This is a genomic window from Streptomyces sp. C1-1, assembly GCF_050214755.1.
GTDB lineage: Bacteria > Actinomycetota > Actinomycetes > Streptomycetales > Streptomycetaceae > Streptomyces.
Map to the genome: position 1 here is coordinate 7778545 of NZ_CP189826.1, position 21487 is coordinate 7800031.

Annotated in this window: 22 protein-coding genes; 11 read left to right on the forward strand and 11 right to left on the reverse strand. The window is 72.8% G+C overall.

The window, feature by feature from the left end; genetic code table 11:
* Position 1 precedes the first annotated feature (1 nt).
* Entirely contained in the window at positions 2-751 is a 750-nt protein-coding gene (locus tag ACQF4J_RS35350) for a nucleotidyltransferase domain-containing protein (RefSeq protein WP_427167634.1), read from the forward strand.
* Here the strand turns inward: ACQF4J_RS35350 and ACQF4J_RS35355 are convergent.
* From ACQF4J_RS35355 to ACQF4J_RS35370, 4 genes are read right to left on the reverse strand one after another with little or no spacing between them, the layout of a single operon-like run.
* Complete coding sequence (locus tag ACQF4J_RS35355; RefSeq protein ID WP_427167635.1) at positions 683-1420, reverse strand: nucleotidyltransferase domain-containing protein; 738 nt, start codon at positions 1418-1420, stop codon at positions 683-685. The two genes, ACQF4J_RS35350 and ACQF4J_RS35355, sit on opposite strands and share 69 nt — an antisense overlap.
* A 22-nt stretch (positions 1421-1442) precedes the next feature.
* Positions 1443-1853 carry a Rieske (2Fe-2S) protein gene (locus ACQF4J_RS35360; protein ID WP_351574496.1) on the reverse strand — a complete coding sequence of 137 codons (411 nt, stop codon included), beginning with the start codon at positions 1851-1853 and terminating at the stop codon, positions 1443-1445.
* Positions 1850-2434 carry a DUF6529 family protein gene (locus ACQF4J_RS35365; RefSeq protein WP_351574499.1) on the reverse strand — a complete coding sequence of 195 codons (585 nt, stop codon included), beginning with the start codon at positions 2432-2434 and terminating at the stop codon, positions 1850-1852. The genes ACQF4J_RS35360 and ACQF4J_RS35365 overlap by 4 nt, the downstream gene beginning before the upstream one ends.
* A 34-nt stretch (positions 2435-2468) precedes the next feature.
* Positions 2469-3125, reverse strand: a complete 657-nt coding sequence (locus ACQF4J_RS35370; protein WP_351574502.1) for a hypothetical protein — start codon at positions 3123-3125, stop codon at positions 2469-2471.
* Between the two features lie 226 nt (positions 3126-3351).
* Here ACQF4J_RS35370 and aroH point away from each other — a divergent pair, with 226 nt between their 5' ends.
* From aroH to der, 5 genes are all read left to right on the forward strand, one after another.
* Positions 3352-3714, forward strand: coding sequence for a chorismate mutase (gene aroH / locus ACQF4J_RS35375; RefSeq protein ID WP_351574505.1), 363 nt, complete (start codon positions 3352-3354; stop codon positions 3712-3714).
* Positions 3711-4796: a prephenate dehydrogenase gene (locus ACQF4J_RS35380; protein WP_351574507.1), complete on the forward strand. Its 1086-nt coding sequence runs from the start codon at positions 3711-3713 to the stop codon at positions 4794-4796. Before aroH ends, ACQF4J_RS35380 begins: the two co-directional genes overlap by 4 nt.
* A gap of 110 nt (positions 4797-4906) precedes the next feature.
* Positions 4907-5593: a (d)CMP kinase gene (gene cmk / locus ACQF4J_RS35385; RefSeq protein ID WP_351574510.1), complete on the forward strand. Its 687-nt coding sequence runs from the start codon at positions 4907-4909 to the stop codon at positions 5591-5593.
* Positions 5590-6243: a lysophospholipid acyltransferase family protein gene (locus tag ACQF4J_RS35390; protein ID WP_427167636.1), complete on the forward strand. Its 654-nt coding sequence runs from the start codon at positions 5590-5592 to the stop codon at positions 6241-6243. Before cmk ends, ACQF4J_RS35390 begins: the two co-directional genes overlap by 4 nt.
* 77 nt (positions 6244-6320) lie before the next feature.
* On the forward strand, positions 6321-7802 hold the full coding sequence (der, locus tag ACQF4J_RS35395) for a ribosome biogenesis GTPase Der (RefSeq protein WP_351574515.1): 1482 nt from the start codon (positions 6321-6323) through the stop codon (positions 7800-7802).
* Positions 7803-7880: 78 nt separating this feature from the next.
* Here der and ACQF4J_RS35400 read toward each other — a convergent pair whose 3' ends face one another.
* Together ACQF4J_RS35400 and ACQF4J_RS35405 are read right to left on the reverse strand one after the other, a co-directional pair.
* A complete protein-coding gene (locus ACQF4J_RS35400; RefSeq protein ID WP_351574517.1) occupies positions 7881-8276 on the reverse strand; it encodes a hypothetical protein in 396 nt (131 codons plus the stop codon).
* 55 nt (positions 8277-8331) lie between these two features.
* Positions 8332-9114 (reverse strand): hypothetical protein, encoded by a 783-nt coding sequence (locus tag ACQF4J_RS35405; protein WP_351574520.1) that lies wholly within the window; start codon positions 9112-9114, stop codon positions 8332-8334.
* A 511-nt stretch (positions 9115-9625) separates the two neighbouring features.
* Here ACQF4J_RS35405 and ACQF4J_RS35410 point away from each other — a divergent pair.
* Positions 9626-10276 (forward strand): transglycosylase family protein, encoded by a 651-nt coding sequence (locus ACQF4J_RS35410; protein WP_351574523.1) that lies wholly within the window; start codon positions 9626-9628, stop codon positions 10274-10276.
* Positions 10277-10336: 60 nt separating this feature from the next.
* Here ACQF4J_RS35410 and ACQF4J_RS35415 read toward each other — a convergent pair whose 3' ends face one another.
* From ACQF4J_RS35415 to ACQF4J_RS35425, 3 genes are read right to left on the reverse strand one after another with little or no spacing between them, the layout of a single operon-like run.
* On the reverse strand, positions 10337-11029 hold the full coding sequence (locus ACQF4J_RS35415; RefSeq protein WP_427167637.1) for an ATP-binding cassette domain-containing protein: 693 nt from the start codon (positions 11027-11029) through the stop codon (positions 10337-10339).
* Positions 11026-13803: an ABC transporter permease subunit gene (locus tag ACQF4J_RS35420; RefSeq protein WP_427167638.1), complete on the reverse strand. Its 2778-nt coding sequence runs from the start codon at positions 13801-13803 to the stop codon at positions 11026-11028. The genes ACQF4J_RS35415 and ACQF4J_RS35420 overlap by 4 nt, the downstream gene beginning before the upstream one ends.
* Complete coding sequence (locus tag ACQF4J_RS35425; RefSeq protein WP_351574532.1) at positions 13803-14276, reverse strand: hypothetical protein; 474 nt, start codon at positions 14274-14276, stop codon at positions 13803-13805. The genes ACQF4J_RS35420 and ACQF4J_RS35425 overlap by 1 nt, the downstream gene beginning before the upstream one ends.
* A gap of 134 nt (positions 14277-14410) precedes the next feature.
* Here ACQF4J_RS35425 and ACQF4J_RS35430 point away from each other — a divergent pair, with 134 nt between their 5' ends.
* The 3 genes from ACQF4J_RS35430 to ACQF4J_RS35440 all read left to right on the forward strand — a co-directional run bounded on the left by ACQF4J_RS35430 (position 14411) and on the right by ACQF4J_RS35440 (position 16947).
* Positions 14411-14986 carry a hypothetical protein gene (locus tag ACQF4J_RS35430; RefSeq protein WP_427168661.1) on the forward strand — a complete coding sequence of 192 codons (576 nt, stop codon included), beginning with the start codon at positions 14411-14413 and terminating at the stop codon, positions 14984-14986.
* Entirely contained in the window at positions 14955-16250 is a 1296-nt protein-coding gene (locus ACQF4J_RS35435) for an ABC transporter substrate-binding protein (RefSeq protein ID WP_427167639.1), read from the forward strand. The genes ACQF4J_RS35430 and ACQF4J_RS35435 overlap by 32 nt, the downstream gene beginning before the upstream one ends.
* Before the next feature lie 481 nt (positions 16251-16731).
* The gene (locus ACQF4J_RS35440) at positions 16732-16947 is read left to right on the forward strand and encodes an I78 family peptidase inhibitor (RefSeq protein ID WP_427167641.1); all 216 of its coding nucleotides are present in this window, start codon (positions 16732-16734) and stop codon (positions 16945-16947) included.
* Between the two features lie 93 nt (positions 16948-17040).
* Here the strand turns inward: ACQF4J_RS35440 and ACQF4J_RS35445 are convergent, their stop codons facing one another.
* Both ACQF4J_RS35445 and ACQF4J_RS35450 read right to left on the reverse strand, forming a co-directional pair.
* Positions 17041-18054, reverse strand: coding sequence for a phosphatase PAP2 family protein (locus ACQF4J_RS35445; protein WP_351574544.1), 1014 nt, complete (start codon positions 18052-18054; stop codon positions 17041-17043).
* Positions 18055-18292: 238 nt separating this feature from the next.
* Positions 18293-19552, reverse strand: coding sequence for a mannosyltransferase family protein (locus ACQF4J_RS35450; RefSeq protein ID WP_351574546.1), 1260 nt, complete (start codon positions 19550-19552; stop codon positions 18293-18295).
* A 262-nt stretch (positions 19553-19814) separates the two neighbouring features.
* Between ACQF4J_RS35450 and ACQF4J_RS35455 the strand changes: the two genes are divergently transcribed.
* Complete coding sequence (locus ACQF4J_RS35455) at positions 19815-21422, forward strand: MFS transporter (protein ID WP_351574549.1); 1608 nt, start codon at positions 19815-19817, stop codon at positions 21420-21422.
* The last annotated feature ends 65 nt before the right edge of the window (positions 21423-21487 follow it).

The following is a 21487-nucleotide window of genomic DNA, read 5'->3' on the forward strand; positions in this document are numbered from 1 at the left end:
GGTGATCGACACCCTGGACATCGACCTGACGCCCGTGGTGGCCGAGCAGCCCGACCCCGTGCTGTTCGCCACCGTCTCCGGTGCGCACCTGTACGGCTTTCCCTCCCGCGACTCGGACGTGGACCTGCGCGGCGTGCACCTGCTGCCCACGGCCGCCCTCGTGGGGCTGCGGGAGCCGGCGGAGACCCGGTCCAGGATGTGGGACCGGGACGGCGTCGAGATGGACCTCGTCACCCACGACCTGCGCAAGTTCGTACGGCTGATGCTCCGGCGCAACGGCTATGTGCTGGAGCAGCTGCTGTCGCCGCTGGTCGTGCACACCACCGACGCGCACCGGGAACTGGCCGCACTCGCGCCGGGCGTGCTCACCGGCCATCACGCGCACCACTACCGGGGGTTCGCGAACACGCAGTGGCGGCTGTTCGAGAAGACCGGTGAACTCAAGCCGCTGCTCTACACGTTCCGGGTGCTGCTGACGGGCGTGCACCTGATGCGCAGCGGCGAGGTGCAGGCCCATCTGCCCACCCTGCTCGGCGAGGTGGACGCCCCCGCCTACCTGCCGGAACTGATCGAGGCGAAGGCGCGGCGGGAGCACGGGGACGCCGACGTCGACCACGCGCGCGTGCGGGCCGACGTGGAGCGGTTGCACGCCGTGCTGGACGAGGCGCAGCAGGCGTCGCCGCTACCCGACGCCCCGACCGTGTACGACGCCCTCCACGACTTCGTCGTACGGACCCGCCTGGAGGGCTGAGGCACGGCGGACGCGGACGAGGAAGTCCTCCACCCGGCGCCGGTCCGGCTCCTCGGGCAGCGGGCTGCGGTGGGCCGCCTCGTCCGCCTCGTCCGCCAGGCGGCCCATCCAGGACTCCACCTCGGCCCACGGGACCTCCCCGCGCTTGACGGCCAGCAGCGGCTCGCGCAGGTCGCCGACGTCGACGGTGAGGGCGCCCGTGCGCAGCAGATCGCGGGAGCTCGTCAGCAGGCGCAGCAGGTGCATGGCGTGCTTCCAGCGCGGGGCGCCGTGGGCGCGGACGTCCGCCTCCAGCTTCTTGCGCTGGCCGAGCGCGTAGCGGGCGAAGGTCTCGTGGGCGCGGCGGGAGAGGAACGCCCCGCGCAGTGCGAGGAGTTCGCGGCCCGTGTCGTCGGCGTACTCGACGAGCGGGGAGTGCAGGCACTCCAGGATGTTCGGGTTGGCGCGCAGCGCGAGCTCGCAGAAGCGCTCCAGTTCCCAGCTGAACTGCTCCTCCGCCGGCCCCTCGACGTGGGTCGGCGGCTTCTCGAAGCGCCAGAACAGGGGAGTGGGGGCGAGGAACACGCCCCGGCGGTCGGTGTCGCTGCCGTCCGTCGCCAGACCGAAGGCGCGCGAACCCATCACGCAGGCGTAGATCGTGTGGTCGCGTACCAGGGTCTCGGGGTGCATGGACCGGAGCGTACGCGGCACCTCACGCCAGGCGGATCGAATTTCCCTTCACCTCGATCTGCTCGGCGGGCAGCGGTTTGGGCGCGGGACCGCCGGCCACCGAGCCGTCGGCGATGCGGTACTTGCTGCCGTGGCACGGGCAGTCGATCGTGCCGTCCGCCACCGTGCTCACCGTGCAGCCGAGATGGGTGCAGATCGCCGAGAAGGCCTTGAACTCGTCCTTCTGGGGCTGGGTCACCACGACCTTCTGCTGGTCGAAGATCTTCCCGCCGCCGACCGGGATGTCGGAGGTCTTCGCCAGCTCCTGACCGGCGGAGGCCTTCGCCGAGGACGATCCGGAGCCGTTGCCGTCGCCGTACTTGCTGCAGCCCGAGGCGAGCGCCGCCGCGCCCGTCGCGAGGATCACCGTGCGCCGAGTCGAGCGGTGGGTCATGTCGTCACTCCGAACGTGCGGAAGAACCAGAAGGCGGACGTCAGCCAGAGGAGGGTGAGGGCGGTGAAGACCAGCCCGCCGACGAGGGGCAGGAGCCAGCCGGGCAGCCGCTCCGAGCGCAGCAGCAGCATCTTGGCACTGAAGACACCGAAGAAGAAGCAACCCAGGAGGGAGTGCCACATGACCCGTGTCGAGTAGCTCTGGTAGCCGAGCGCGTAGAGGCAGTGCACGGCGACCGGGACCGCCACCAGGAAGGCGACCCGGCCCGACCAGCGGTGCAGCGTCGCCGACCAGCGCGGTCCGGGCAGCTTGCCGTACACCATGAAGGCGCTGACCAACTGGACGAGGGCGAAGAAGAACGCGGTCGAGGCCAGCCAGGACTTCACCGCGCCCGTGCTGCTGAACCCGGCGAGGTTGAAGGCGATGCCGCTCGGGTGGTGGGTCCTGCCGTACACGCCGAGGGCGACCGCCACCGCGGCCGCGACCAGGGCCGGGACGAGATAGCGGGCCGGCCCCGGGGCACGGCGGGCCGGCTCCGGTGGCGGGAAGCTTTGCGTGGCGGCGTTCGGGTCGACGGTCATGTCGGCTCCCTGGGCAGGAGAGGCGGGCGGGGGATCAGGGCGTTACGGGACGGGCCGTGAGCTGCTGTCCGTCGACCGTCACCGCACCGGTCCGAGGGTCGATGGCGGGGGCGGCCGAGGGCTTCCCGTCGCGGGTGACCAGACCGACCTGCCGGCCGCTCGGCAGCACGATCCAGCCGCCGACGATCCTGGCGCCGGCCACCTGGCTGTTCGCCCGGTAGAGCCCGGAGGGCTTCTTGGCCCTGGCCAGGGTGAACGTGTAGTGCCCGCCGCCGACGTCGGCCGTGCCGGTCAGCTTCCCGCCGCCCTTCAGGGTGCCGTTCAGCCGTGCGCCGTTCGCGCCGGTCAGCCGCATGCCACCGGCACCTCGTACGTCGCCCTTGAGCCACGACTCGATGTTGTGGCCGTCGCAGAAGTACGCGATCGCCTTGCCGCCGCGCAGCGAGACGGCGACGGCGGAGGAGTCGTCGTCGGTACGGCCCGTGTAGACGCCGGCCGGCGCGGCGGACCGCTTCGGGGTCGGCGACGGGACGGCCGACGTGGAAGCCGCGGACGGCGACGGCTTCCGGGACGACGGCTTCTCGTACGTGGACGAGGCGCTCTTCGTGCCCGTCGTCGAGTCGAGCGTGAGCATGAAAACGGCGAGCAGCAGCCCTGCGAGCAGGGTCAGCAGTGGTCCAGGACGCTTCATGACGGGCCTCCCCCGAGGCGGGTTTCCTGTCATCAGAGCGGACCGGCGGGTCCGGCGTAAAGAGGCGCACGGGGTGTTCACACCCGAAGTGGCAGAACAGAGACAATCGGGTGACATCGCCGTGGATCGCCGGGCCGTCTCAGCGGGCGGGCGGCGAGGACCCCCGCGGCGTGGTCTGACTAGGCTGGACGCTCTCAGAGCCGATACATGAGCAAGGAGCAGCGCCGTGGCGGTACGAGCGGTCCGGGGAGCCGTCCAACTGGAACGGGACGAGGCCGGACACATGGACGAGCAGGTCGGCGCCCTGCTCACCGCCGTCCTGGAGCGGAACGACCTGACCGCCGACGACCTGATCAGCATCTGGTTCACGGCCACGCCCGACCTGCACAGCGACTTCCCGGCGGCCGCGGCCCGCAAGCTCGGCATCGTGGACGTCCCGCTGATCTGCGCCCAGGAACTCGACATCCAGGGCGCCATGCCCCGGGTCGTGCGCGTCCTCGCGCACATCGAGACCGACAAGCCCCGCACCGGGATCAACCACGTCTACCTCGGTGCCGCGGCCGCCCTGCGCAAGGACATCGCCCAGTGAGAACCGCACTCGTCATCGGCACCGGCCTCATCGGCACGTCCGCCGCGCTCGCCCTGTCCCAGCGTGGCGTCGTCGTCCACCTCACCGACCACGACCCCGAGCGGGCCCGCACCGCCGCCGCGCTCGGCGCCGGCACGGACGAGGCGCCCGACGGCCCGGTCGACCTCGCGATCGTCGCCGCCCCTCCCGCGCACGTGGCGACGGTGCTGGCCGACGCCATGCGCCGGGGCCTGGCCCGCGGCTACATCGACGTGGCCAGCGTCAAGGGCGGCCCGCGCCGCGAACTGGAGGCGCTGGGCCTGGACCTGGCGTCCTACATCGGCACGCACCCCATGTCCGGCCGTGAGAAGTCCGGCCCGCTCGCCGCCACCGGCGACCTCTTCGAGGGCCGCCCCTGGGTGCTCACGCCCACCCGGGACACCGACACCGAGGTCCTCAACCTCGCCCTGGAACTGGTCTCGCACTGCCGGGCCGTGCCGGTGGTCATGGACGCCGACGCCCACGACCGCGCCGTGGCGCTCGTCTCCCACATGCCCCACCTGGTCTCCAGCATGGTCGCCGCGCGGCTGCAGAACGCCGAGGAGGCCGCCGTACGGCTGTGCGGGCAGGGCATCCGGGACGTGACCCGGATCGCCGCCTCCGAGCCCGGCATGTGGATCGACATCCTCTCCGCCAACCCCGGGCCGGTCGCAGACCTCCTCTCGGACGTCGCCGCGGACCTGGACGAGACGGTGCGGGCGCTGCGGGCCCTGCAGTCCTCCGACGAGGACAAGCGGCACGAGGGCACGTCCGGCATCGAGGACATCCTGCGGCGCGGGAACGCCGGACAGGTCCGGGTCCCGGGCAAGCACGGTTCGGCCCCGCGGGCCTACGAGGTCGTGGCGGTGCTCATCGACGACCAGCCGGGCCAGCTGGCCCGCATCTTCGCCGACGCCGGACGGGCCGGGGTCAACATCGAGGACGTACGCATCGAGCACGCGACCGGGCAGCAGGCCGGTCTCGTGCAGCTGATGGTCGAGCCGCAGGCGGCGCCCGTGCTGACGGCGGCGCTGCGGGAGCGGGGCTGGGCCATCCGGCAGTGATCTTCCCGATCATCCGCCTGTAAGAGGGGACCCGGGAGGCCGGTAACCTTGTGCGGGGCGCGCTCGCGCCCGAACACCACCCGCCACACGCACCAGGAAGGTGTCCCCCTGTGGAAAACGGCGCCGCCAAGCCCGTGATCGTCGCCATCGACGGTCCCTCCGGCACGGGCAAGTCGAGCACGTCGAAGGCCGTCGCCGCAGAGCTCGGCCTGAGCTACCTGGACACCGGCGCCCAGTACCGGGCGATCACCTGGTGGATGGTCACCAACGGGATCGACATCGACGACCCCTCCGCGATCGCCGCCGTGGCGGGCAAGCCGGAGATCGTCTCCGGCACCGACCCGGCGCAGCCCACGATCACGGTCGACGGCACCGACGTGGCCGGCCCGATCCGCACCCAGGAGATCACCTCCCAGGTCAGCGCGGTCAGCGCGGTGCCCGAGGTACGCGCCCGGATCACCGAGCTGCAGCGCTCGGTGGCCGCCGCCGCCGAGAACGGCATCGTCGTCGAGGGCCGGGACATCGGTACGACCGTGCTGCCGGACGCCGACCTGAAGATCTTCCTCACCGCCTCCCCGGAGGCCCGCGCGGCCCGCCGCAGCGGCGAGCTCAAGGGCGCCGACGTGCACGCCACCCGCGAGGCCCTGATCAAGCGGGACACCGCCGACTCCTCCCGCAAGACCTCGCCGCTCGCCAAGGCGGACGACGCGGTCGAGGTCGACACCACCGAGCTCACCCTCCAGCAGGTCATCGAGTGCGTCGTCACCCTCGTCGAGGAGAAGCGGGCCGGGAAGTGACCACCGTCCCCGTCGCCTCCGAGCGCGGCGCCGAGGTCGGCCGGCGCATCGGCGTCGGCCTGATGTACGGGCTGTGGAGACCGCGTGTGCTGGGCGCCTGGAGGATGCCCGCCACCGGCCCGGTGATCCTCGCCGTGAACCACTCGCACAACATAGACGGCCCGATGGTCATGGGCGTGGCGCCCCGGCCGACGCACTTCCTGATCAAGAAGGAGGCGTTCGTCGGCCCGCTGGACCCCTTCCTGACCGGGATCGGCCAGCTGAAGGTCGACCGCTCGGTCGCCGACCGCGGGGCGATCACGCAGGCGCTGGACGTGCTGTCGGCCGGCGGGGTCCTCGGCATCTTCCCGGAGGGCACCCGGGGCGAGGGCGACTTCGCATCCCTGCGCGCCGGGCTCGCCTACTTCGCCGTCCGCAGCGGCGCCCCGGTGGTGCCGGTCGCGGTGCTGGGAAGTTCCGGGCGCGGCGGACGGTTGATAAAGGGGCTGCCTCCGCTGCGCAGCCGTATCGACGTCGTCTTCGGCGACCCCTTCGAGGCGGGCGACAGCTCCGGACGGCGCACGCGCAAGGCGCTCGACGAGGCGACCGAGCGCATCCAGAAGCAGCTCACCGCGCACCTGGAAAACGCCAGGCGGCTGACCGGTCGCTAGGCGACACTGAGTAGTGGATCAAACCGGGCGACACCGGACGGTCCACCGATCACCACGATGAACGAGGTACGGACTTCATGAACGACCACATCCACTCCGAGGGCTCTGCCGAAGAGCACGACCACGGAGAGCTTGGCGACGCCGAGTACGCGGAGTTCATGGAGCTCGCCGCGGAAGAGGGCTTCGACCTCGAGGACGTCGAGGGTGCCATCGAGGCGGCCGGTCACGGCCCGCTGCCGGTGCTCGCCGTCGTCGGCCGGCCGAATGTCGGCAAGTCGACCCTGGTCAACCGCATCATCGGCCGCCGCGAGGCCGTCGTCGAGGACAAGCCGGGCGTCACCCGCGACCGCGTGACCTACGAGGCCGAGTGGGCGGGCCGCCGCTTCAAGGTCGTCGACACCGGCGGCTGGGAGCAGGACGTCCTCGGGATCGACGCCTCCGTGGCCGCCCAGGCCGAGTACGCCATCGAGGCCGCCGACGCCGTCGTCTTCGTCGTCGACGCCAAGGTCGGCGCGACCGACACCGACGAGGCGGTCGTACGACTGCTGCGCAAGGCGGGCAAGCCCGTGGTGCTGTGCGCCAACAAGGTCGACGGGCCCAGCGGCGAGGCGGACGCCTCCTACCTGTGGTCCCTCGGCCTCGGTGAGCCGCACCCGGTCTCGGCCCTGCACGGCCGCGGCACCGGCGACATGCTGGACGCCGTCCTGGAGGCGCTGCCGGACGCGCCCGAGCAGACCTTCGGCGGCACGGGGATCGGCGGACCGCGCCGCATCGCCCTCATCGGCCGCCCCAACGTCGGCAAGTCCTCCCTGCTGAACAAGGTGGCGGGCGAGGAGCGGGTCGTCGTCAACGAGATCGCGGGCACCACCCGCGACCCGGTCGACGAGCTCATCGAACTCGGCGGCGTCACCTGGAAGTTCGTCGACACGGCGGGCATCCGCAAGCGCGTCCACCTGCAGCAGGGCGCCGACTACTACGCCTCGCTGCGCACCGCGGCCGCCGTCGAGAAGGCCGAGGTGGCGGTCATCCTGATCGACGCCTCCGAGTCCATCTCGGTGCAGGACCAGCGGATCGTGACCATGGCCGTCGAGGCCGGCCGCGCGATGGTCATCGCCTACAACAAGTGGGACACCCTCGACGAGGAGCGCCGCTACTACCTGGAGCGGGAGATCGAGACCGAGTTCGGCCAGGTGGCGTGGGCGCCGCGGGTGAACGTCTCGGCGCGTACCGGGCGGCACATGGAGAAGCTGGTCCCGGCGATCGAGGCCGCCCTGGCGGGGTGGGAGACCCGGGTTCCGACGGGCCGGCTCAACGCCTTCCTCGGCGAGCTGGTCGCCGCCCACCCGCACCCGATCCGCGGCGGCAAGCAGCCCCGCATCCTCTTCGGCACCCAGGCGGGCACCAAGCCGCCGCGGTTCGTGCTCTTCGCCTCCGGCTTCATCGAGGCGGGCTACCGGCGCTTCATCGAGCGCCGGCTGCGCGAGGAGTTCGGCTTCGAGGGAACGCCGATCCATATCTCGGTGCGGGTGCGCGAGAAGCGCGGCAACAAGAAGAAGTAGCGCCGACGGGCCAGAAGAAGTAGCGCCGACCGGCAAGCGGAAAGGGCGGCCCCGACCGGGGCCGCCCTTTCGCTTTCCTCAGCTGTTTCTCAGCGGGCCCGGTGGCAGGGCCGCCGGCACATGGTGCATCCCCGTGTGGCCCTGCTGGCCGATGTGCCCGACACGCTGCCACTGCGACTGTTGCCGGGCACTGTGGGCCCCCGCGCTGTACGCGCCGTACGAGCTGCTGAACGACCCCGGGCGGTGCGCGCTGAACTCCCCGGAGCTGTGCGGGATGTTTCCGAAGGAGATGAAGCCCAGCTCCTCCTCGCCGCTGCGGTCACCCGGCAGCGTGCGGAAGGACTTGACGTACTCCGCGTAGAGCGCGTCGTAGATCGGCGTGGCCGATGGGCCGCCCGGGAAGTCCGGAGCCGACGACCGCGAGGACGGGATCGGCGGATAGGACGAGCGGCGGGGAACGTCGTAGGTGTGCACGTACGTCCAAACGACCTCAGGCCACTTGGGATGCGGCTTCCCCCGCCGGGCGCGCTCAGGTGCCCGCGAGCGGCATGGCCGCGGCGACCAGTTTCCCGTTCGCCGCCGCCTTGTCCAGCGCGTCCCGCAGCAGGTCCTCGCGGGGCTGACGCCCGATCGACCCCACCGGCGCGGCGAACATCAGCACCTGCTGGTGCTTGTTCGCGGCGGCCCGCCAGCTCTCCGTGACCTGGAGCGGCTGGTGCGCCTGCCACCAGGCCACCGGCTGCCCGCCGTTGGCGTTCGGCTGCAGTACGGCGTGCAGCTGGCCCACGGCGAGCAGCACCGACCAGCCGTGCAGCACCGGAGGGACCTCGGTGATCTGCGTCAGCGGCATGAACCCCTGCTCGATCAGCAGCGGCAGGAAGTCGTCACCGAGCCCCGTCGCGCCCGGACGGACGATCGGCCCCGTCGGCTCGACCACCAGCGCCGGGTGCAACTCCCCGGCGATCAGCACGAGTCCGCTGGTCACGCCGAGCACGGCCTGCTCGGGGACGACCTTGTCGGGGTCCATGTCGACCGTGGCGCCGGAGATGGACCTCACGGCGCCCTGGAGCTGCTCCTCGGTGACCTGGACGACCTGCGAGGGCAGGCAGGTGGCGTGGGCGAAGGCGAGGACCGCGGTCTCGTCGCCGATGAACAGGACGGTGCTGGTGCGCTCCTGTTCGGAGTCGCCCGGGGTGCGGCAGGACGTGCAGTCGTAGCTGCCGGGGGCGTTCTCGCCGGCGAGCAGCCGGTCGGCCTCTTCGTCGCCGATCTCGGCGCGTACCTCGTCGCTGACATCGAGCATGCGCGGCACGGGTGGCTCCCCTCGGGAAGTGGTGAACCGGGCGGGTCCCGGGCTCATGAAGAAGACAACGGGCGATCTGTGGCGAGAGTCACGCTCCAGGGCGAAGGGAATCAATCCGTCCGACGCGCATGGTCACCACTCGTGCGGAATTGGTCACTCATGGTCAAATGCTCGGAAGTGCAAGGGAGTTGGTTGCGTGAAGTGAGTCACAGATCAAAGGAGCCACTGGTCGACAAATCCTGAAATCAGGGAATGAAGTGGGTGTCCCAAATTCACTGATACCCGCGGTAACAGCGAACTGGCCTGGAATGACGAGGAGTTGGTTGCTGACGCCTCGACAGGCTCTTTAGATTCCTCGGCCGTGTGCAACGAGCACCGCTCGGGAACGTCCGCCGATCGCGCCGGCCGGCCATGCAAGGCCGGTGCGAGCACGGCGGACGGGACGGAGCGCGGCGACCGGCCCAAGTGCCGCGAGCGCGCCCCGTCCTGGGGGACCCCGGGTGTCGGGAGAGGGAATTACATGTCCGAGTGTGCCGATACCAACCGCCACAACGGTCGCAAGACGCGTACGACGGTGGCCCTCGCCGGGGCCGCACTGCTCGCCGCCCCGCTGGGACTGCTGGCCGCGTCCGGCAACGCAGCCGCGGCCGACGGCGGAGTCTGGGACCGCATCGCCCAGTGCGAGAGCGGCGGCAACTGGCACATCAACACCGGCAACGGCTACTACGGCGGGCTCCAGTTCTCCGCCGGCACCTGGCGCGCGTACGGCGGCTCCGCCTACGCCTCGACCGCCGACAAGGCCTCCAGGGAAGCGCAGATCGCCGTGGCCACCAAGGTCCAGCACGCCCAGGGCTGGGGCGCCTGGCCGGTCTGTTCGGCTCGGGCCGGCGCGTCCGGAAGCGCCCCGGCCTCCTCCGGCTCGGTGACGACGAAGTCCGCCGAGACGACCAAGTCCACCAAGGCGGCCCCGTCGAAGAAGGCGCCGACGCGTTCTTCGGGCCACACCAACCGCAGTGCCTCCCGCGGTGACTACACCGTCCGCGAGGGCGACACGCTGAGCAAGATCGCCGCCCGGCACGGGACCACCTGGCAGCGGCTGTACGCCGCCAACAAGGCCGTCATCGGCGGTGATCCCGACATGATCCTGCCCGGGCAGCGGCTCGTCGTCTGAGGCGCTCCCGGTCACGCCCTGGGGCCCCGCCCGGTCGTCCGACCGGGCGGGGCCCCGCCGTCATCCCGGGAACTGCCGCCGCCCCCCGCGACGGCCCGGCGGTGTCCGTCGTCCCAGCTCGCCCGCCTGTCCGCCGAACGCCACCGAACCGCGCCGCAGTTCGTACACGAAGACGGCGTCACGGCCCTCCAGCGCAGGCGGCAGGCGCTGCTCGGCGACGACCACGCACGCGTCGAGACCGGCCAGCAGCTCATACGTACGGGCGGCGACCGGCGGTGCCATGCCCTGCGCGGGTTCGTCGACGAGCACCACGCGCGCGGGTGCCAGCAGGGCGCGGGAGAGCGCGAGCATGCGCTGCTCGCCGCCGGAGAGGGTGCCGGCGCGGCGCGGCAGCAGGCTCTCCAGCGGGGGGTAGGCCTCCAGGGCGAGGGCGAAGTCCCGCGCGGCCAGTTCGAGGTTCTCGCGGACGGTGAGGGAGCCGAAGACCGCCTGCCGCTCGGGGACCAGGCACAGGCCACGCCGGGCCCGTTCGTACGCCGGCAGCCGGGTCACGTCGGTGCCGTCCCACACCACCGCCCCACCGGACAGCGGCACGGCTCCGGCGATCGCGCGCAGGACGGTCGTACGGCCCGAACCGTTGCGCCCCAGCAGCACGGTGAGGCCGGGGCCGGGGGCGGCGAGGGTGACGCCGTGCAGGGCCTCCAGGGGGCCGTAGCGCACGCGCGCGTGGCGCAGCGAGATGCCGGCGCTCATGGGCCCGCCTCGTCCAGGACGTGGCCGGGCGGCCCGGAGGCGACGATGCGGCCCGCGGTCATGACGTGCACGACGTCGGCGAGGTCGGCGACCAGGTCGAGGTCGTGCTCGACGACCAGCAGGGCGGTGCCGTCGGCGGCCAGGGCTTTGAGGACGCGGGCCATCGCGGTGACCTCGGCGCTGTCGAGACCGGCGGCGGGTTCGTCGAGGAGCAGGAGGCGCGGGCCGCGGGCGAGGGCCCGGGCCAGCTCGACCCGGCGCAGGGTGCCGGTGGGCAGGGCAGCGGCGGGGAGCGTGCGGAGGCCGTCGAGGTCGAACAGGCGCAGGGCGCGGTCCACGGCGCCGGGGTCGGTGACCCGGCCCTGTTCCGCACCGACGCGGACGTTCTCGGCCACGGTCAGGGACGGGAAGACGGACAGCTGCTGGAAGGTGCGGGCGATCCCGAGGCGGGTGCGGGTGTGGGCCGGCAGGCGCGTGATGTCCCGGCCCGAGAGGAGAACCTGTCCGTGTGCGGGGCGCAGGGTGCCGGCCAGACAGTCGAAGAGGGTGCTCTTGCCGGCACCGTTGGGCCCGATGACGGCGGTGACCTGCCCCGGGCGGACGTCGAGCGAGACGTCGTCGAGAGCGGTGAAGCCGCCGTAGCGGGCCCGAAGCCGACGCACCACGAGAACGGCCGGGACCGCCCGCCGACGCCCCGAGGGCCCCGCCGCACCACCGGTTCCCGGCGCCCCCTGCAGGGACCGCCCGCCAACGGCCGCACGCCGCCCACGTGGGGCCGCGGGATCTCCTACGGCCGAGCGGGGGGACGCCAGGCCCTCCCCGGCCGGCGTCGCGACAACCCCCGCGACCCCAATGCCCGTGCCGGGACCAGGCGTTGCCGTCGCCCCCACCGGCATCCGTCGCCCGGCCGTCGGCGGCGTCCAGGGACGTGCCCTCGCCCGTACTCGAGCCCCCAGCTCCGTCGGTTCCGTCGGCCGCCGCGACCGCAGGTGCCGCGTCGCCGTTCGCCAGGCCTCGTACGGGCCTCCGGGGAAGCGGCCGATCAGTACCGCCAGGACACCGATCAGGGCCGCCGCCACCCCGCCCCGCGCGCCCGCGTCCAGGCCGACCAGCAGTGCCGCCGCGGCCAGGGCGCCCAGGGTGCTGTCCGCGCCCAGGACCACCACCGCCGCGAACCACAGCAGGCCGCGTACGGGGTCGTAGGCGCCGGGGTCGAACGCGCGCAGGCCCATGCCGAGCATGCCGCCGCCGAGCGCGGCCAGCGCGGCGCCCGCGACGAAGGCCAGGAGCTTCAGGGACGGGACCCGCACGCCCGCCGCCGACGCCCCGGCCTCGTCGTCGCGCATGGCGGCCAGGGCACGGCCCGTACGGCCTCTGCGCAGGGCCCGGGTCGCCAGCAACGCGGCGAGGAGCAGGACGAGTTCGAGGACGTAGTAGGCGCGGTCGCCGTCGAAGCCGGCCGGGCGGCCCAGGCCCAGGTCCGAGGTGGCGTACGGCTGGGCGAAGACGAAGCGGCTCACCCCGACGCCCACCGCGAAGGTCGCCAGCGCAAGGGCGAGCCCCCGGCGGCTGATCGCCGGCCAGCCGGTCAGCAGGCCCAGGGGGGCGACCAGGACCACCGAGACGGCGAGCGCGGCCAGTCCCGGCAGGCGCGGCAGGCCCGGGAAGCGGCCCGCCGCCAGCAGGGCGGTGAACAGGGCGCCCAGGCCCGCGTAGGCCGCCTGGCCGAGGGAGATCTGACCGCTCCGGCCGGTGACCACCACCAGGGACAGCAGGACCACGCCCAGCGCCGGCACCTGGACGGAGGTGTGCAGGTCCGAGCCGGCGAAGCCCAGCGGCAGCAGGAACAGGACGACCGCCACGATCCACGCGCCCGGCGGCGTCGCCACGCGCGCGCTCGCCGTGCGCGGCAGGGCGTCCCGGGTGCCGACGCGCGGCAGCGCCAGGGCCGCGACCAGCAGCGCCACCACGAACAGGTTCGCGCCCGCCGTCTGCAGCAACGGCCCGCCCCAGCCCGAGGGATGCAGCCGCGTCAGCTGACTCTGCGCCACCCCGACGCCCAGCGCGACCAGCACCGCGACCGGCAGACTGCGCATGCGTGCCGCGACCGCCACGGCAACGACCTCCATGACCAGCAGCGGCAGACCGTACGGGTCGAGACGGACGTACGGCGCGAGCAGCACGCCCGTCAGCCCCGCCGTGAAGGACCCGAACGCCCACCCCGCCGCCGCCACCCGGTCCGCGTCGATCCCGCCGAGCACCGCCAGCCGCCGGTCGTCCACGACGGCCCGCAGCTCCCGCCCGAACCGCGTCCAGCGGATCACCGCGCCGACCCCCGTCGCCAGGACCAGCACGACCGCGAGCTGCCCCCACGGATCGGCCGAGACCAGCTCCGGCGCGTCGTCGCGCGCCCCCTGCCCCCACAGCAGCGCCGCCCCGCCGACCAGCAGCACGAACACCCCGATGGACGCGACGAGGGTCTGCGCCGGGTCGCCGCCCCGGACGGCGAGGGGACGGAAGACGAGCCGCTCCAGCGCCACGCCGATCGCGGGGGCCAGGAAGACCAGCGTCAGCGCCGCCGCCGGCCACAGCGGCCAGCCCCACTCGACCACGCACTGCCGCAGCACGAAGGCGCACACCATGGCGATCGCCCCGTGCGCGAAGTTGAGCACACCGGTCGCCCGGTACGTCACGATCAGGCCGATCCCGGTGAGCGCGGCGGCGCTGCCGACCGACAGACCGGCCAGCGTCAGGTCGTACGTGAGCGAGGACATCAGTCGGTTTCTTCGGACGGCTCACAGATGGGGCACGGGCCCAGCTCGCCGCCCGCCAGGACCTTGGCGTCCACCGGGACCGCCTCCGCCTTCCCGGCGACCAGCGGGCAGTCGGCGCGGTGCCACAGCGTGCCGCCCGGCACCATCCGCAGCTCCCCGCTGACCGCGAGGGGCGCGGTGACCGCCTGCCCGGACTCGCCGTCCTCCTCGGGTTCGGCGACGAGGAGGCCGTAGAGCTCCTCCACGCGCGCGGCGGCGAGGGCGCCCCGGCCGTGGGTGAGCAGCACCGCCCCGGCGACGATCAGCGCCGCGCCGGGGATCGTGCAGGAGGCCAGGTAGGGAAGCTGCCGCTCGGCGTAGCGCTCGCCGGAGACGCCGTACCAGCCGATGACGCACAGCACCGCGCCCGCGGCGAGCGCGGCCCAGCCGGCCCACAGGACGGGGTGCACGGTCCGCAGTCGCGCTGTCCGCATCTTCGGCTCCTCGTCCGTTCACACACGTCGTGTGTCTGTCCATGTCAGCCAATGGCTTGCACTATGCCTTTTGGAAGCTGACCCTGAAAGCACCGGGCGCACCCTGCCCGGATGGACACCCGGTGGTGAGCCAGATGGTTCTCGGGAGCGACCTCAGGCGGGGGAACGCGGCGAGGGGGCACGGCCCACGGGCGGCGGGACGGGGGACGGCGGTACTGGCCGCCCTCGTTCTCATCTTCGCCCCGGTCCTCGCCGCCTGCAGCGACAAGAGCGGCGGCGGCAGCTCCAGCCCGCCCCCCACGCCGTCCGCGCAGAAGACGGCGAGCGCGCCGGCCACCGCGCCCGCCGACCCCGCGGTGGCCAAGCAGCAGATCAGCGGCAACTGGCAGAAGTTCTTCGACCCCAGGACGTCCCTGGCCGAGAAGCAGAAGGTCCTGGAGAACGGCACCAGGATGGCCCCGGTGCTGAAGGCCTTCAGCGGTGACAAGCGCGGCGGGCAGGTCCAGGCGAAGGTCCAGAAGATCGAGTTCACGTCGCCGAGCCAGGCGACGGTGACGTACGCGCTGACCCTGAACGGCGCCACCGCCCTGCCGAACGCCTCCGGTACGGCAGTCCTGCAGGGCGGCACCTGGAAGGTGTCCGTCAACACGCTGTGCGCGCTGGTCAAGCTGAGCGGCGATGCGTCCGGCTCGCCGGCGCCGGGCTGCTGAGCGCGCGGCCGCCGCGGCGCTGCTCCTCGTCGTCGGCACCGCCTGCGGCAGCCGGCTGCCCGAGAGCGACTTCGAACACGACACCCGCACCCCGACGCCGGGCGGCGGCGCCCCGATCCCCGTCGGCATCGTCACCAGCGCCACCAGCCCCGTCGGCGGCGACACCTTCACCGGCCCGGGCCAGGGCGCCAAGGCGTACTTCGACCGCCTCAACGCGCGCGGCGGCATCGACGGCCGCCGCGTCGAGGTGCACGAGTGCGACGACGGCGGCAGCGGCGTCGGCGACAACACCTGCGTGCACAGACTGATCGAGGAGGACGGGGTCGTCGCCCTCGTCGCCACCACCGCCCTTGACTACGCGGGCGCCCCCCGCGTCTCCCAGGCGCGCGTGCCCGACATCGGCGGCCAGCCCATCGGCGCCGCCTACGACACCTGGCCGCACCTGTACGGCATCTACGGCAGCTCCGCGCCCCGCGACGGCACCCCAGGGTGGGGCGGCAAGCTGTACGGCGGCACGGAGGTCTACCGCTACTTCAAGCGCGTCAAGGGCGCCCGTACGGCCGCCGTCGTCTCCTACAACCAGGCCGCCTCCGCCGCCTACGCGCGGCTCGTGCAACGGGGCCTGCGGGCCGAGGGCTACAAGGTGGTCACCGAGCAGGTCGACTTCGCCCTGCCCAACTTCCGCGCGGCCGCGGCCGATCTGAAGGAGCAGGGCGCCGACCTGGTCTTCGACGCCATCGACGGCCACGGCAACGCCCAGCTGTGCAGGGCGATGGACGAGGTCGGCGCGAAGGTCGTCGCCAAGGTGACCAACGTGCAGAACTGGACGTCCACCGTCCCCGACGACTACAAGGACTCCCCGCGCTGCCGCAACGCCCTGTGGGCGACCGGCGCCAGCCGCGACTACGACGACACCCGCAACGCGGCCGTAAGGGAGTTCCGGGACGCCACCAAAGGCCTCAAGACGCACTCCCAGTGGCAGCTGGAGGGCTGGGCGGCAGCCATATGGTTCACGGACGCCGCCAGGTCCTGCGCCGGCACGGGCATCACGCGCGCGTGCGTCGACACCTTCGTGAACCGCAGCCGGGACTACACCGCCGACGGCCTCCTCCTCCCCGTCTCCTTCGAGCCCCTGCCGCAGCCGCCGAAGACCCGCAGGACCTGTCTGTCGGTGGCGCGCTGGCAGGACGGCAGGGGATGGGTGGCCCAGGGAGACATGAACAGCACGTGTTTCGAGGTGCCGCAACTGCCGTACGAACCCTGATACGGGCTGTGCCCGTGCCACAGACCTCGGCACGAGTCCTGCGCCTGCTCCCGCTGCCGCAGGCGCACCGCCGGCATCTTCGGCGGGTGCGTGACGTCCTGCCGCCGCGCGTGCGCGGTCCGGGTCGGTCGCGGCGCGCCCTCGGCAGGGGTGTGCGGCGGTTCTGTGCCGGATCCGCGCATTTCCTATGCGGTGTCAGCTCCCGCGGCCCGGGTCCGGAATGGGGCCGGATTCGAATCCTCGGGCGTCCGCTGGCGGTTCTCACGGAGCTTTCCGACGGGCTATTCGACAAGGCCTCGCGGCACGCGGGAATTACGGTCGAATGCCTGCGTAAGGCGTAGGGAACCGCTCGTACGTGTGACGCAGCGCGGTCGAAACACGTGTCGTGATCCTGTGACAGAAGTGTGACCGCGGGGGGATGTGCGACTCCTGGGACCGGCCCGGCCTTCCCCGGCCGGGAGGCAGCGCCTAGCGTGGCCGTATGGCACCGAATCCCGCTCCGCATGCGGAGCCCCAGGACAGTCCGGAGGCGTACGTCGGCCTCGACGCGGCGGACGCCGAGCGGCGCGCGCGCGAGCGCGGGTGGACCACGGTGCGCCCGCTGCCGCCGGGGGCGATCATCACCATGGAGTACCGCGCCGGCCGGCTGAATTTCGAGGTGCGGGACGGCCGCGTGGTGCGGGCCTGGAAGGGCTGACACGGCACGAGGGCCCCGATTCCCATGGGAATCGGGGCCCTCGTGCCGAGCGGGGGGTGGCTGTGCGTACCGGACCCCGCCGTCCTCGGCCGGTCAGCCGCCCGTCAGGGGGCGGGCCGGTGTCGGCGCGCCGCGCGGGACGCGGTCGGAGTGCGGTGGCCGGCGGCTGCCGATCGGGGTGACCGGCGTGCGTTCCGAGCGGGCCGTGTGCGGGCCGGGGGCCAGGTAGGCGGGCGCCGCCCGCGGGGCGCGGGCCGGGTCGCGTGCCGCGGCCTCCTCCGTCGCGTTCGCGCGCGGCTTGAGCAGCACCGGTGACCCCACGGGCGCGGGTGCGGGCGCCGGGACGCCGCCACGGGCGCGTCGGCGGTCGCGCAGATCGAGGATGCGGGCCTCGGCCAGGGCGATCAGCGGCTCGCACCAGGGCAGGGCCAGCAGGATCAGCAGGCCGGCGGCCCAGCCCAGCAGGACGTCGCTCAGCCAGTGCGTACCGAGATAGACGGTGGCCATGCCCACGCCCAGCGAGGTCACCGCGGACACCGCCGACAGCCAGCGGCGGGCTCTCGGGGTGGAGGCCAGGTAGGCCAGAATGCCCCAGGTCACGACGGCGTTGGCGGTGTGGCCGCTGGGAAATATATCGCCGCCCAGACCCATCTCGTTCGAGCCGATGACGGTGGCGTAGTGCGGCCCGAGGCGGCCCATGCCGTACTTGGCGGCGCCGACCGTGATGTTCAGCAGCAGCAGCGCGACGCCCAGCGTCAGCAGCGGGCGCAGCGTGTGCTGCCGCCAGGAGCGCCAGCCCAGCCAGGCGGCGACCATCACCGCGGTCGGGCCGCGCTGGCCCAGAACGACGTAGTAGTCGACGAACCAGTGGATGCCCGACCACTGCTGGTACGGGCGGAAGAACATGACCTGCCAGTCCAGCCGGACCAGCCACGAGGTGGTCACCACGGCCCACACGATCGCCAGGTAGAACGCCAGGGTCCCGGTGAGCAGCGCCACCCGGTGCCGGCTCATCCTGGGCACATCGAGGTGGGCCGGTCGTTCCGGCTCCCTGTCGAGTCTGGCGAACACCCGGTCCAGACGGGTGAGCTTTCGTTCGGTACGCACCCAATCGACGTTACAGCGAGTGAGGTCGGTTCTCCCTCGATACCGCGTCTTTGTGATGACGATGTGATGTGGGATTCCTCTCAGGAGTGGCCTGAATTCCGAGGAATCCGCAATGCCGACCGGCCGCCTCCTTCAATTCCTTTGATCATTCCGCGAACCAGTTCTGTTGCACTTTTGAATTCGTTCACCGAATGCTGGGGCGGATTTGCCCCGGGGCTCACCGGGACCCGCGAGTCGATCATGGCGGGCCGGTGCCGTTCAGCCAGAACGCTCCGTAACCGGCCGACAGCACCGCCGCACCGGCCACCACCAGCACCGCCCTGGACGCACGAGAGCGGGCGAGGATCAGGGCGAGCGGCAGCAGCAGCGGGAACGCGGGCAGCAGCAGACGCGGTTTCGAGCCGAAGTAACTCGACGCGCACAGGGCGAGCGCGGTGACCGCGCCGGCGTACACCAGCAGCGCGAGCGGCTGGCGCTGTCGGACGCAGACGGCGTACAGCCAGAGCACCAGCGTGACCCCGGCGATGATCGCGGCGCCCGCGAAGGCGCCCGGAACCGACTGGAACCTGTCGGCGACGAAGCGGGCGAACGCGGCGCCGCCGTCGAAGCCGTTGCGCCAGCCCGCCTGGACGTCCAGATAGCCCAGGGGACCCTTGCCGGTGCGGTGGCCCACCCAGAGGACGTAACCGGCGGCGCCCAGCGGGGCCAGCACCATCCCCAGGGCGACGGGGACGACCGCGGGGGCGCGGGGCGTGCCCGGTGCGCCCTCGGATGATCCGACGCGCTCCGTGCGGGCGTCACGGGGCGACGCGGGGGCGTGTGCGCCCGCACGGGCGCCGTGCGGGTCCGGCGCGCTTCGCCTGTGCACGAAAGAGACGATCCCGGCCGCCCACACGGCCGCGACGACCGCGAGCCCCACCGGCCGGGTCAGCCCCGCCAGCGCGGCCAGCGCCCCCGCCGCCGGCCAGCGGCCGGTCAGCACCGCGTACAGCGCCCAGGCCGCCAGCGCGGTGAACAGCGACTCGCTGTACGCCATGGACTGCACGATCCCGACGGGCAGCACGGCCCACAGCAGTACGGCGTACACCGCCGTCCCGCGGTCGTACACCAGCTCCACGACCGCGAAGATCCCCCAGGCCGCGGCGAGCGAGGCGACGAGACTCACACCGAGGCCCGCGCCCGCGTACGACAGCGGCGTGACCGCGTGCAGCAGCCGCTCCAGCCAGGGCAGCAGCGGGAAGAAGGCCAGGTTGGAGTGCACGTCGCCGTTCGGCAGCCGTACCTCGTAGCCGTATCCCAGCTCGGCCACCCTCGTGTACCACAGCGCGTCCCAGCGGGCCGTCAGCAGCGTGTACGCGCTCTTGCCGCGCGCGGCGGTCCACACCGCCAGGACCGCCAGGCCCAGGGCGCGCACGGCCACGTACCCGAGCAGGGCCGGGGCCGCGCGGCGCAGGGCCGGCGCACGGGGCTGCGCAACGCGCGTCACAAGGTCGGTCACGGGCTCGATTATCGACGGCCGGCGCAACCGGGGAGCCGGACTGCGCGTCGTCCCCCGCGCGGGGGAGTGGTGTACGCCACACGGATTCTCTGCGCGTGTGAGAGGTCCGCCACGTGACCGTGGCGTGAACTCGCGTACGCTGACGAGTCACTCGCCTTCGTTTGCGCGGGCCGGAGACAGCCGCTCCTCTCCGGCCGAGATCATGGGGAGTCCCCACCCCATGTGCCCGCCGAACGCGAGGAAGCATCTGGGAGGTACGTACATGTCCGGGACGACCACGGCCGCCGTCGCGCTGCGCCGTCGGGCGGCCGGGGCCGGTGCCAACCGCTGGGTCGTCCTCGTCGTCCTCTGTGTGAGCCTGCTGCTGGTCGCGCTCGACGCGACCGTGCTGCACGTGGCGGTCCCCGCCGTCACCGAGGACCTCAGGCCCGGCGCGATAGAACTGCTCTGGATCGTCGACGTCTACCCCCTCGTCTGCGCCTCGCTGCTGATCCTCTTCGGCACGCTGGGCGACCGGGTCGGCCGCAGACGGATCCTGCTCCTCGGCTACACCCTCTTCGGCCTCGCCTCCGGCGTGGCGGCGCTCGCCCACGACCCGCAGGTCCTGATCCTCGCCCGCGCGCTGCTCGGCGTCGGCGGCGCGATGATCATGCCCGCCACGCTGTCGATCCTGCGCCAGGTCTTCCCGGACCGGCGCGAGAGGGCTCTCGCGATCGGCGTCTGGAGCGCCGTCGCCGCGGTCGGCGCCGCGGTGGGGCCGCTGCTGGGCGGCTTCCTGCTGGAGCACTTCTGGTGGGGCTCGGTCTTCCTCGTCAACATCCCGCTGATGCTGGTCAGCCTGCCGGTCGGACGGCTGCTCCTGCCCGAGTCGCGGGGCGCGGTCGACGGCCCCTGGGACGTGGTCGGCGCGCTGATGGCGGCGGCCGGGCTGTTCGGCGTGGTGCTGGGCGTCAAGCGCCTGGGCGGCGGGGAGCCGCCGCTCAGCGTCTTCACGCTGGTACCGCTGGTGGTCGGCGCGGTGCTGCTGGTCCTCTTCGTACGGCGGCAGCGGCGGCGTACGCATCCGCTGGTGGATCTCGGGATGTTCGCCCGGCCGGCGTTCAGCACGTCGGTCGGCTGCATCGTGCTGGCGATGCTCGCGCTGGTGGGCCTCGAACTGATCGCGGCCCAGTATCTGCAGCTCGTGCTCGGGCTCTCCCCGCTTCAGACGGGCCTGCGGCTGCTGCCGCTGACCTTCGCGGCGATGGCGGCGGGGCTCGCGGGCGCCCGCATGCTGCGCCGCTTCGGGCCGCGCCGCATGGTGTCGTTCGGGTTCTGCCTGACGGCCGGCGCGGTGCTGCTGCTGACGATGATGGGCGGCACGGACAACGCGGGGCTGCTGGTGTCCGGGTTCGTCCTGCTGGGCTTCGGTCTGGAGACCACGCTCTTCGGCGCCTACGAGTCGATGCTCAGCGAGGCGCCGCCGGCTCAGGCCGGCGGGGCGGCGGCCATCGGGGAGACGTCGTACCAGCTCGGAGCCGGCATCGGTATCGCGCTCCTCGGCAGCGTCATGAACGCGGCCTACGCGCCCGGCCTGTCGTCCGTCCCCGGTGTACCGGCGTCGGCGTCGGCCGCGGCGGCGCACTCGCTGGGCGAGGCGTACGACGTCGCCGGGCGGCTGGGCGGACCGGTCGGCGTGGCCCTGCGCCGGGCGGCCATGGACTCCTTCGTGCACGGACTGCACGTGACCCTGCTGGTGAGCGCGGGCCTGTTGCTGCTGGGCGCGCTGATGGCGCTGCGCCTGCCGCGGACCATGCAGTGCGCGGAGCTCCCGGCACCGGTGGAGCTGCCCGCGCCACGGGAGGTCGCCGAGTCCCGCGTCTCCGCGTAGGGCCGGCCGGTCCTGGGCCGGTCACTGGACGTGCGGGACACTGCGTCGTAACGTCGGCCCCAGAG